Consider the following 12,555-nt stretch of genomic DNA (forward strand, 5'->3'; position numbering starts at 1 on the left):
GCCGGCGACGAGGCCGCAAAGGGGGCTGCAGAAACGGATCAGCCCTCGTCCCGCTCACCGTGGCAGAGATCCGACGGCTCCTGGACACTCTCCTGCCCGCCCAAGAGCCGACCGCGACCCCGTCACCCACGCACTGAACTGGTCGGCCTGGAGAAGACGTCGCCAAGCCATCGCCCGCAGCTGCCACTACCGAAAACGCAGTTCAGGACACGAACCGCTGCTGGAGTACTAAGAAGATCGCCGGAAACAACTCGAAAGTTCCGCACGAGGGTCACGAGGCACTGGCGTCATTTTCGGGCCATCGAGCAACGATCCTGCCATCCTCGCCCGGCACTACCGCGCGAAGGGTCGGCGACTCATCCTCATCTGGCCAAACAAAGTATCCAAAATCTTCACCAGGAGGCAGTTCGCCCTCTCCAGGCAATGGAATACCTTCCCCACACGTAACGAATTTTACCTTCTCTTCACCTTTCGAGCGAGAGAAGATTACGACGAAATCATCTTCAAGCAAGGTCGATTTGATCGAATTCCCGAACTCATTTCGAGAAACCCATTGAACCTTCGCATCAAAGTACGCTACAACCAAGGAATGCCGCCTCACGGATTTAGCGACCCGCGAGAAATTTCCACCCTCAATCAGATACCACTGATATCCGTGAGGCCCTTGGGCCCAGCGCTCCAGAACGACCGGAACGGAGGTTGCACTTCTCGAGAATTTAGCGACTTCTCGCCAGAACCCATCGTCTACAGGTCGAGAGACGAGTGATTCCTCTTCCTCCAGGCACGGCACTTGAACCGAGTGCAACCCCATGCGCTCGATATGCGCGAGGAAGTTCACCGCGTTCGCACAGATCTCCACCGATAGATAGAAGTCCGTCTCGACCCTCACCCGCAGGGCTCCTTCGCTCTCCAGCGAACACGAGATCATCCCATTCCGAAGCATGGTCCTGATCAACGAAAATCCGACCTCCAGGTCGATCTCGCGGCCATCATGAACATCACCTAGCCACGGCGGTGGAGGTTCGCTGAGAACAATATCCCTCAATGTAAACCTCTGCACATCGAGAGCACTCACCAGAAACTCAACCGAAGAGATATACAAATCCTCCACTCGGCGATACTCCAGAGCCGTCAGGACCTGACCGTTAAACGATCTACCTATATCGTCGAACGACGTCCAGTCAGTAACCTCGCCAGAACGCCTCGACGCGTCATACTTTGAGACAAGGAAACACAATTTCACGGGCGCACCCACTTCAGAGATATGTCGAAGCCCTTCGAGTATTCAATACTATAAGACCCACTTCGAAGATTACTCTTCGTAGTCTTGAGTGAGTCTATCGTGGGTCCCGCCTTGAAAAGCCCTCCGCCATGCCCGGTCACGTCCTGCGTTATATATCGCAGATCAGCTGGGGCCTTCTTATTCTTCCAGATCTTAATCCCTTTTCGGGCAGAATCTTCCTTCGTGACCGAATAGCCAAGACGATCAGCTATATCATTGGACTGCTTCTTGGTGAGAATCGGACCTTCCTGCCGGGAGGCCCCAGAAGAAGAACCCGCGTTAGATTTCGCCTTCGAAAATGCTTGACCAAGCTTATCGGTTCCCTCCCTTGACCAGAGATAGCCTTGTGTGGCTACCGCTCCCCCGCCAACCATTTGCACCGAACCTGCCACACACAGGACACCAGTTCCGCATTCCACTACGCCCGTCGCTGCGACAAAAAGGCCACCTCCACCGACAATGGCGCCCCCAAGGGTCTCAAAAATCCCCGACCACAAGTCGCCATCTGCCAGGAGACTCGTACTGTAGTTTCCAACGTTCTGGCTGAAGTCACTCGGGCCTAGGTTGACACCAAAGCAATGGCCAGCTGCGCAAGCGAGGACGCCTCCGTTGCCGTTGGTCATTGTTTGGGCGTGGCTGCCTGCGGCCGCAGTACCACTAATGCCGCCAACTCCGCCGGCACCGCCGGTCCCCATATTGTTGCCACCGATGCCATAGCAGCTGGCCGACATGTTGCCTGCGTAGCAGTTGTCGCTCCCGGCTATGCCTCCGTTGTGCCTCGGCTCGCTATGGCCGGTTCCGTCGTCGATCCATAGCCCGGTGGGGTCGGCCGAAGTGACGGGGGTGTTGTTGGCATATGCGTAGCCGTTCAGGGATTGGTGCTGTTCGAGAGTCAGTGCGAGGTCGACGCTGATGAATTGACCGATGGTGGGGTCGTATTCGCGGGCGCCGATGTGGGTGAGGCCGGTGGTGGTGTCGGCCGGCTTGCCGAGGAAGACCTTGTCGTCGGGCCAGGTGGTGGGTTTCGTTCCGCGGGTGGAGCCGAAGGGGGTGGTGTAGCGCTTGGTGACGGCCCAGGTGGTGGGTTCGAGTACCAGGGTGGCTGTTCCGTGGGGGTCTGAGCAGAGGAAGTCGAGCTTGGTGCCGCTGGTGCCGCTAGTGGCGGTGCGTACGGCGATGGTCTTATCGGCGGCTGTGTAGTAGCGGGTGCCGGAAAGGGTCTTCGTGGTGCTTTTGGTGGTGAGGCGGACTTCTGTGTCGCCGAGGTAGAGGACGGTGTCGCCGTCGCCGGTCGCGCGTCGGATCAGAAGCTCGCCGGAGGCGTCATACAGGTAGTTCGTTTCCAGCTTTGGCTTGCTGTCGATGGCGGGCTCGCTGGTGGAGACGAGTTTGCCCTCGGAGTTCCAGACCAGGGTCTGCTGGGCCTGGGCGCCGGGCCTGCTGGTGGTGTTGCCCGTGTCGTCGTATTCGTAGGTGCTGGTCTTGGGGCCGGTCGTCTTGGTCAGTGGGTGGGGCTGGCCAGTGGTGGTTCCGTACTTGTACGACGTTGTCGTGTCACCCGAGGCGGTGTGTTGCTTCTCGCTCTCGCGCTGACCGGATTTGTAGTAGGTGTAGCTGGTCCAGTAAGGAGCCGCACCGTCGAGGTTGGCGGCGGCGCGCCCGCTCTTGGCGCAGTCTGCGGTCTTGGGGGTCCAGGCTTCGGTCAGGCGGCGGTTGCCGTCGTATTCGAAGCATTGGTAGTCGGCCTTGACTGTGCCGCCCTGGGTGCTGGCGTCGAAGATGGAGGTGACGTTGCCGGCGTCGTCCTGGGTGTATTGCAGCTCCTGGGGCATGTAGCCGTGGACGTCGTCGGTGACGTAGGAGCGGGTCAGTCGGCGGGTGCCGTCCTCGTAGTCGTAGTTGAGGTAGGCCTTCTTTGCCGAACTGGTGGAGTCGGTGCCCACCGTGAGCTGGCGCAGGTCTCCCTGGGGGGAGTAGGCGGCTGTCTGGAGATAGGTGGTGGTGCCCTGGACGGAGGTCTGCTGGCCGAGGGCGTTGTACTTGTTGGATATGTTCTCGGCGGAGAGGCCTGCGACGGCGGGCTGGGATGCCTGCTTGACGGTTCCGTCGATGTTGTAGCCGGTGGTGAACGACAGCGTCTTGGGTACCCCCGCCGTGACCAGCGGCTCGGTGTCGGGCAGGATCAGTTGGCTGCCGGTGATCTGGTAGAGGTTGTCGTAGGCGGTGACTTTGGTGGTGTACGCCTTGCCGGTCAGGCCGCCGTCGTAACGAGTGGCCGTGTCCTGCTGGCCCTTGGCCAAGTCATCGAAACCCCAGGAGGCAAGCTGGGTGGCATCGGACTTGGCCCCGTCCCACAAACCGGTCTGACGGCCGAGATTGTCGTACTCGGAGATGAGGGTCTTGCCACGGGAGTCGCTGGTGCTGGTCACCTGGTCGAGCGCGTTGTAGTGGGTGTGCGAGGTGCCCTTGTCCGGGTCGGTGGCGCTGTCCTGGCGTCCGAAGAGGTCGTATGTGTATGACCACTTGGTCTGGTCGGGCCCGGTGATGATCTTCTGCTGGCCGGCCGGGGTGTACTCGTAGCCCGTGGTGGTGTAGTCGCTGCCAGTCGCCTGTGGTCCTGCGTACTCGCGGCGTTCCGTTGTCTGGCCAAGTGCGTTGGTGGTGATCATCGTGGCCTGGCCCCCTGTTGGGGCGCTGTTGGACACGGTGTCACCGGTGTAGTCCGTCTTGGTCCTGAAGCGTTCGACACCCCGAACCTTGGTCACCGACAAGGTGGCACGCCCGGCGCCGTCGTAGGTGGTGTCGCTTTCCATGGGTGCCTGGCTGCCCTCGGTTCCAACCAGTTTCCCGGACGGGACTGTCTTGTCCGCCCAGATGTCCGCCAGGCTGGTGACGGAGAGGCCTCGCTCGTCGTACAGAGTTTCGGCGACGATGGTCCCTCCGTTGGGCGAGGGGGTCTGCGTCTGCCGGGGCCGCAGCAGGGAGTCGTAGATCTCGTAGGCGGTGTTATAGCCGGAACCGTCGCCCTTGAGCGAGCCGGTCGAGACCCACGGTGTGTCCGTGGCTGTGATGCTGTAGTTGTAGACGTAGTTCGGAGTGGCGTTCAGGATCTTGAGCCGGTTGGGCAGCCACACCTTGGTGACACGGCCCAGCGAGTCGTACTCGGACTCAGTGATCTTGCCATTGGGGTCGGTGACCTTGGTGGCAGCGCCAGTTGCGAAGTCCACCTCTGTGGTTGTGGTGTAGCCCTTGATGTTGCTGCTCGTGCTGGAAGTCAAAGGGCCGATCTTGCCCGACGGGACGTATGCCGCGGTTGTGACGAGCGCGTCGTTGGTGTCCTTGACGATGAGTGGCCGGCCGAGGATGTCGTAGGTCGTGGTGACGAGCTTCTGGAACACTGGCGCGTCATCGAGGCCGTAGGACTTGGCCCGGCCCGTCCACTGGACTTCACCCTTGGTGGGCTTTTGCGCTGCACTCCAGGTGGTGGTGTCGTACGCGGTAGCGATGTCGGAGATGACATCGCCGGGTCTGGTGGAGTCCGCGGGCAGGTCCAACGCGGAGTCCGCGGTGGAGCAGGGCTTGGCGACCGTGCGTGTCCGCGCTGCCAGGGAGTTGATGCCCAGGGTGTCGTTGCGGGCGTACCAAGTGCGGGTGCACTTCTCGTCACCCGTAATGGCATCGTCGCCCTTGTCCTCGACGGTTTCGGGCATGCCGTAGTCGTCGAAGGTGGTGGCAGTGGAACGGACCCGGTCCTTGGATATGCCGCTGCTGGTGATGTTGGTGCGGGTGTGGGTCGCGGCGGTGCGCACATAATACGCCTCGGTGTCGGCGTACGACTTGTGCTGTGTTGCTGTTCTCTTCGACCATGGGTCGTTGATGGTGCCGCCGACCTCGTTGGCACCGTTGTACGTGACTGTTTCGCGGGTGAATCCGGCGTACGGTTCGGAGTCGGTGATCTCTGCGGCCTTGATGCCGGTGGCCTTGACGGATTTCCGTTTGTCCGGGTCGAGGGTCTTCCCGTCGTCCATGAGGACGCGGTCGCCGTTCATGCCGCGCATGTAGACAGTGACGGTTTTCGACCGGGTCTTGCCGGGAACGCCGGTGAGATGGGTGACCTGCCCGAAGCCGCGCCAGATGGACCAGGTGCGTTCCTTCTCCTTGGTCATCGGGTCGTCGTTGTAGTGCCAGGCACCGCCACCGGAGTAGGTGTAGGTGTTCTCTACGGCTTCGGACCCGCCGTGGGCGTCTGTGGTGGTCACTGAGGCGACCGGATATTTCTGGAACCAGTCCAGGATCGGTGTCTTCTCCCCATTCGGGGACCAGAACACCGGGTAGCAGCGTCCGGTGTTCTGGTCCGGGCGGGGCAGGGTGTCCCTGGAGGTGCAGCCAGCGTCCATGTAGGTGACGCTGGTCTGTGCCCCCGCCTCGGACGTGACCGTCTTCAGGCGTGGCTTTTCCAGGGACAGGATGTCGTCGGTGGGTGAGTCGACACGATTTGGGTGGGACTCAGGGGTGAAGACGACCGGGTCCAGGGCGAGGTCGGTGCCGCGCTTGCCGGTGTGCTTGATCTCGTCCAGCCATAGCGACTGGTCCATCGAGTCACCCGTGTCACCGGGGTCGATGTAGTGCTGCTTCAGTGTCCAACTGTCCACGGCGGAGAAGCCGGGGGTGGGCGCCGCGGCATCCCAGGCATAGGTGGCGATACCGGTCATCCGCTTGCGAGAGAAGAAGGTCGGGCCGACGTTGCCGGTGCACTTGCCACCGTCCTTGCAGACGGCGTCGAACGGAACGTCCGGCCAGTTGTCCCTGGTGTCCTCGGTCAAGGAGTCACAGCCGGTGCCTGATGCGTCGCAGCGTTCGACGTAGGTGAAGGTGACCTTGTTCGAGGCGGGCTGGGTGGCGAAGAGGCTGTCGGCTCGCTGTCCGTAGCGCATCTCCTTCAGGTACCCGCCTCGGGTGTAGCGGGTGCCGGTATTGTCGTCGCCGAGCTGGTCGTAGTTGTTGGTCTCAGCCGCGTACCAGTAGGACATGGCGTTCTTGTGGGTGTCCTCGACATAGTCGAGGTTCCACCGCCATGCCTGCTTCTTGGCCCGGCCGGAGAAGCTGGTGCCGTCCGCGTAGCCGGGTTCGCCGGAGTCGTCGCCGAAGACCGGAACTGTCCATACAGAGTCGGTGCGGTCGGCAGTCCCCGCGCCATCCAGCTTGTTGAGACCGAAGACGTACTTCGTACCGTCCCCCGTGGTGACAGTCCAGTACTCGCCCTTGCCGTCGACGCCCGCGTCGCCGTCGTCGCCGTTCTCGGCACCGGTGGAGTGCGTGACAGTGGAGGCGTCGTCGTTCTTCAGTCTCCACTCGCCTGACGTGTCGTCCTTGACCAGTTCACTGGACTTGCCGTTGAGGACGAGCGAGGCATTGTCGTACTTCCAGCACAGATCAAACTTGTCCGGCTGATCGTCGTCGTCGCACACGCCGTATTTGCGCTCGATGTACGACGAGGTGATATCGAAACCGGTACCGATCGTGGTGCCCTGGTTATTGGTGTTCGCGGTCTGGCCATCCACCGCACCGGAGTCGTAGGAGATCGACAGATCCGGCGCCGGCCCCGCCGCTGCGGGTGGCGTGCGCAAAGGGTACGACCAGGTGAACGTACCGGCGGAGCCTCCTGCTTCCCAGGTCGAGGAAGCAGCCAGAGGGGTCGCCTTGTAGTCGCCGCCGCCTGACTTGGTGCCCGCAGCCAGCGCCACGACCATCGTGCGTTCTTCGGCCCTGGCCTCAGGCCCGACAGTAGGTTCCGTGCCGAAGGTCAGCTGTGTATCGATGCGGTTGTGCTTACGGTGGTTGGTAAACTCAAGGGGCACACGGGTACGGCAGGCGGACTTCGTCGGACTGCTTATTGCGCAGGTCGGGAGGCGCAATGCCTGTAGTCGACCAGCCCAGTCTCCCCCATAGGCGGAAGCGAACTTGCCATAATTGATGCCGAGTTGGACGCTACCGCCGGTGGCAGGACCGGTTGCGTACAGGACAATGCCTTTGACGCCCAGTTTCGCTGCCCCTTTCTGGTCAAGGACCTTGACCTCAACCGAGTCGGCCGTCTTGGGTTGCTTCTTCCCTTTGGCCCGGTGCGGACGGTTCAGCGTGAGTGGTAGCGCACCGGGTGATGCCTTCGCCGGCCCCGACGCCGGAAGGGTCATTGCCGCTTGCCCGGATGTCGGCCAGGTGACGACCTTCTCGCGGTCCTTCTTGGCCCGTGCGACGGCAACTCGGCCTTCGGCAGCCGATTTTTTCACCGTCGCCGCAACCTTCTTGTTCACCTTCGCGGTGAACGGCGACACCTTGTCAGGGTGCAGCTCGATCTGCGGCTTGCCCAGTGGATCAGCATCCGCGGCGAACGCGACCGGCGACAGCAGTCCCGGTATGAGAGTGAAGCCGGCAAGCGCCGCGATCCGCCGTGTCCAGGATGTGCCACCTGGTCCGCTTCTGCGTGCGCGCATAGCTGATCCGAACCCGTTCATCTGGTTTCCGCTCCCCGCATGGGCCGCCTTGAGCGGCCGGCGTTCTTGCCCCGCGGACAGTGCCGAGGGGGACGTTTGGTGGGCAACGCAAAGAATCTGAAAGCTTGGGCAACAGGGCTGCCAGGTGGCGGCTCGACCAGTGCCGCCACCTGGCTCGCCGGTCAGCCTGTGCTCGATCCGGGCTGTACTTGGGAGCTGACCTGATCCGCTGTCATGGCACCCGTCCAGATCCGCAAACCCTCAAGGCTGCCGGCCAGGTAGTTGCCGGCGGTTCCACCCTTGGCGCCACGGCCCATGGCCAGTTCGCCGCTGCCGGGCTGGGCCGCTGTAAAGCCTGAACTCGCATCGGACGGTTGATCAAAGTCGCCGACGTACAGGTGCAGCTTTCCGTAGCGGGACACTGTCTTGGACGGATCGGAGGTGTCGTCCCAGGACTCCTGGGCGTCAAAGACTCCGGTCACCTGGACCCACGTGTCGGTTTCGGCGAGGTCCCCGCCCGGAACCTCTGCGCTCTGGGTGACTTTGCCGTCGGGGCCGAGGGCGGTCCGGGTGAACTTCCACTGATACGTGGCGGCTGCGGGCTTGGTGATCCATAGCGCCCAGGCTGATTCGTTGCCCGTGCGCTGGCCGGCCACCTGTCCGGTGTAGCCCACCGGCTTCGCCGCAAGTGCCTCGGAGTCCACCTCCACCGATGCCGAGACCGTGAAGGAACCGCTCTCGTCGACCACCGGGCCGGTCATGGAGGCATAGCCGGTGGTTCCGTTGAGCACCACCGCGCTCTGGTCTGCGTTCGGAGCGGCGCCCCCCGCAAGTTTCATCGATGCCACGGGGTAGGCCGTGGTCTCGGGTATCGCCGTGGTCGTGGCACCAGCGGCATCCCACTGGGCTACGAGCTCGTTGGTCGGCACGTCGTCCACAGCGGCCTGCGCCTCCTTGGCGATCTCGTCGCCGGTGAGGGGGCGCTGCCACACGGCTACCTCGTCCAGGAGACCGAAGAAGTTCTCGCCGTACTTGCCACTGAGCTTCGAACGACCCATCTGCAGCCCTTCGTTGGCGGTCCAGGGCTCGTAGTTCGGTGCGCTCTTGATCAGCACAACGGGTTGTCCCTGCGGGCGTCCGTTCACGAACAGTTGGATCGTGTCGTTGCTCTTGTCTGTGTCGCCCTTGGTATCGAAGACGCCCGTCAGGTGTGTCCATACGTTCAGCGGCGGGTTCACCTGGTCGGCAACGGACCGGACGAACGTATGAACCGCCTGATCCCTGTCCGTACGGTTGAAGATCCACTGCTTGCCGCTCGAGGAGTAGTACAGAGCGAACGCGCTGCCGTTCGTGCCGGGCTCAGTCAGCACTACCCGGTTCGCCGATGGGTTCGACAACTGCACCCACGCCGAGACCGTGAACGAGTCCTTCGTGTTCACCGCGGCAGTGGCGGTAGCCGCGTAGCCAACCTGCTTTGCCGGATCCGTGGTGTCGTCATTGAGACGCAGCGAATAGTCCAGGTCACCGCGGCGTGCACGCGTCGACCACCCCGTACCATCTGCGCCAAAGAACGTCGCATCGTGACGGGCGCCGACCTCAGTGGCCGTGTCCTTGGCGGTCATAATGCCTGAACCAGGAGCCCCGTCATCCAGGTGCCATCGGCCGACCGGGCCGCTTGCCGGTGAGACCTTGAACGTGAATTCCGCCGGTGTCCCCCACCTCGTCCGGCCGGAGGAGTCGAGCTTGAGGTCGCTGGCCTCGACCGACAGCACCTGGGCACCAGTCAGGGACGGAGTGACGTCATTGACGGTCACGGTCGATCCTGTGACCTGCTTGGTGTCCTGGGCCGAGGTCGTCAGCAGACGCCACCGGTAGGCCTTGACATCGGTGTCCGCGGCGTTGGGTGCGAAGGTGAAGCTGCCCGGTATGCCCGGGCCCCCCTTGCCCTCACACAACGTCACCGTGCATGCGGTGTATGGGGCGCCCGCTGTAATGGTCGGAATCTTCGGAGCAGTCGAGTCGATTTTGAAGTAGCACCACGACGAGTACGGGGAGAACAGATCACCCGAAGCGCCGTCATATGACCAGTGGGACTGAGTACGCGCCTTGAGGCGATACAGGCCGCCATCTGCACGATTGGACGTGCGCAGGCTCTGCAGTGTCTCGTCGGGAACCCAGCCGCTGGCTGGACGGTAGTCGGACCAGACCTGATGCCATGCGGCGTCGTCGCCGCGCTCGACAATGTACTCAGCCTGCAGCGATCCCTCCTCATCCCCCTGGTGAGCTTCGACCTTTGTCTGAACGCGCGCCTGGACCATCGGGTCAACGCGGGTCACCATCAACGGGTCCGTCGACGACGTCCTGCAGTACGAAGTGCTGCCGTTACCTGGAACGATTCCCACGTTGGTCGGTACACCCGGCTGATGGGCATAGTTGACCTTGAGCTCGGCATTGTCGTCGAACCGCTTCCAGGATCGCGCGTCGCCCTCATCCTTGGCCTTCAGCATGAATGTCAGACGTTTGATCTTCCCATCGGCGAACGAGCGCACCGTGGACTTGAGGTTCTCATCCGGCTCAGCAGGATTGTCGTTGAACTCAACCCAGTGGTCAGGCTGCGACGGGCTGCATTTGTCACCACGACCGTAGGACACATTCCTGTCGCCCATCAGGTCCAGAATCTTCGGTCCCGGCCAACGGGTGCCTTCGGACATGTTGTCGGTCCGCACCAGGTCCACCCAGTGCGCATCACAGTTGAACGACCATGTTTCAAATGCCCGGAAGGTTGCATCCAGAATGTACTTGCCCACGAGCTGGCTCGGCGAGAGTTCGTACAGCATCCGGTTCTTGTATCCGTTGCCGCAGTAGTACCCGTCCGCGTTCCCGCACAGCCCAACGCCGTACTCCCCCTTGAACTGCCACCATCGGTCGCCGTCCGAGGAGACCACCGACCGCTCGGACACCCCGAGTCCGACCGACGGGTCGATGCGCACGGGATAAACCGTCCCCGCGCCCCGCAGCAGGTCCAGATCCGGCGTCACCGAGACAGCCTCACCCTCGACCCTTACCGGAAGCACGGCTGTGGCATCGCCTGTCCCCGGCTGCGTGGAATCGCCCTCACCGGCTGGATCCTGCGGATCATCCGCCGCTGCTACGCGGGCCTGCTGGGCCGCAGGTGTTTGGTCACCAGCAGAATCCCACATCTGACCTGCCGGACCCTTGAAGACCGTGTTGCCGTTCTCGTCGACCGCGCGCAGGCCTCCGCCGGCTCCCGGCACGATCTGCAAGCCCTCGCCGGAAACTGACAGGGTCACCTGCTCCAGCTCTGAACTGGCTGCAGCTTCAGCTGACTTGACGACCAGAACCTCGTGGTAGCCCTCGGCCGTCGCCGTCAACTCGAGGTCGACGCCCGCCATGACATTCGCATACGTGGCAGTCGCACCATTGATAGTTGGCTCCGGCAGCACGTCGGGCCAGCCCAGGGACACCGAGCCCTGCTTACTGCCCAGACGGATCATGTCTTTACCGCCGCCGCCGGTGAACGCCAGATCCACCACAGCGGCCTTCGGTCCCACAGAACCGTCGGAACGGTGCACCAGCGTCGTGTCCACGCCCTGCCACGAACCGTCACTTGCCCGCACACGCCGCGGCGCCGTCGACTGGGTCAGCGTGAACGAGCCATCGGGATTCGCCTCGGTCGTCGCATACTCGGTGCGCGCTGCGGTGATCTCGACCGGCTCCCCGGTCTCTGCAGCCTGCGCCAGCGCCGTCTGCTCCCCAGCCAAGCCATCGGCGCTGGCAGTCGCCTTGACCACAGCACTGGAACCGGCTGCATAGGCAGGAGCCGCACCGGACATGAGCGCAAGGCCAAGCAGTGGGCCCAACACCCGCCCAACCCTCTGTCTACTGACAGACAAAACTCTCCCCCACCCCGGTACAGGGCCTCCCCAGACCCTTCATGTTCATGACCTTCTAGTGAAGACCGCTCACGGACGGTAGGCGCAGGTCGTGTTGATCGTCAAGGATTTACATGGCGCATGAATGAACATGTAAAAACCTGCCCCCGCGACAACTGGGACATATGAGTATGAGATATTCCAATCATCCGCGATACGAAATCCTTGCAAGATTAACCGAGAGCTTGTCTCACGTGGCGTCAGGTTGTACGGCATGATGCCGTGCCATGGGTGTTGATCTGTCTCAACGGCTGGTCCCTGACGAACTCTGGTCGCTTGTCGCTCCGTTGCTGCCATCGTTTGCGTCGCGTCCGCAGGGTGGCGGGACGGCACCGGTGGATGAACGGTCGGCGTTCACTGCCGTGGTGTACGTGCTGACCAGCGGCTGCGCCTGGCGGCATCTGCCTGAGTCGTTCGGCATCTCGCCGGCCACCGCGCACCGCCGGTTCTCCGCGTGGACGAAGGGCGGGCTGTGGCGGCGCCTGCACCAGGCCGTGCTGGACGAGCTCGGCGCTCGCGGCGAGGTGGACTGGACCTCGGCGATCGTGGACGCGGCTTCCGTCCGCGCGAAAAAAGGGGATCTTTGACCGGGCGCAACCCGGTCGGCCGGGGCAAGAAGGGCAGCAAGCTGCATGTGCTGTCCGACGCTCAGGGCCTACCCCTGGCCTTGGGCGTCTCCGGCGCTCACGTCCACGACAGCCAGGCGCTACTGCCGCTGGTCCTGGGCATACCCTCGACCCGCTCCCGGCGCGGTCCGCGCCGACGCCGTCCGGGCAGGCTCCGCGCCGACAAGGCCTACCACTCGGCCGCGCACCTGCACTGGCTGCGG

Annotated in this window: 5 protein-coding genes; 2 read left to right on the top strand and 3 right to left on the bottom strand. The window is 62.9% G+C overall.

Annotation, left to right across the window (positions count from 1 at the left end; translation table 11 throughout):
- Nucleotides 1-271: 271 nt before the first annotated feature.
- The 3 genes from ACWCQ6_RS32870 to ACWCQ6_RS32880 form a co-directional block, all read right to left on the bottom strand.
- Nucleotides 272-1,111 carry a hypothetical protein gene (locus ACWCQ6_RS32870; protein ID WP_451095491.1) on the bottom strand — a complete coding sequence of 280 codons (840 nt, stop codon included), beginning with the start codon at nucleotides 1,109-1,111 and terminating at the stop codon, nucleotides 272-274.
- Between the two features lie 128 nt (nucleotides 1,112-1,239).
- The gene (locus ACWCQ6_RS32875; RefSeq protein WP_451095493.1) at nucleotides 1,240-7,794 is read right to left on the bottom strand and encodes an RHS repeat-associated core domain-containing protein; all 6,555 of its coding nucleotides are present in this window, start codon (nucleotides 7,792-7,794) and stop codon (nucleotides 1,240-1,242) included.
- Nucleotides 7,795-7,955: 161 nt separating this feature from the next.
- Nucleotides 7,956-11,627: a LamG domain-containing protein gene (locus ACWCQ6_RS32880; RefSeq protein WP_451095495.1), complete on the bottom strand. Its 3,672-nt coding sequence runs from the start codon at nucleotides 11,625-11,627 to the stop codon at nucleotides 7,956-7,958.
- Between the two features lie 326 nt (nucleotides 11,628-11,953).
- Here ACWCQ6_RS32880 and ACWCQ6_RS32885 point away from each other — a divergent pair, with 326 nt between their 5' ends.
- Together ACWCQ6_RS32885 and ACWCQ6_RS32890 are read left to right on the top strand one after the other, a co-directional pair.
- Nucleotides 11,954-12,313 (top strand): transposase, encoded by a 360-nt coding sequence (locus ACWCQ6_RS32885; protein WP_451095497.1) that lies wholly within the window; start codon nucleotides 11,954-11,956, stop codon nucleotides 12,311-12,313.
- Nucleotides 12,310-12,555, top strand: a 246-nt coding sequence (locus ACWCQ6_RS32890) for a transposase (RefSeq protein ID WP_451095499.1), incomplete at its 3' end; no start/stop codon positions are given. The genes ACWCQ6_RS32885 and ACWCQ6_RS32890, both read left to right, overlap by 4 nt.

This window comes from Streptomyces sp. NPDC001880, assembly GCF_053594575.1.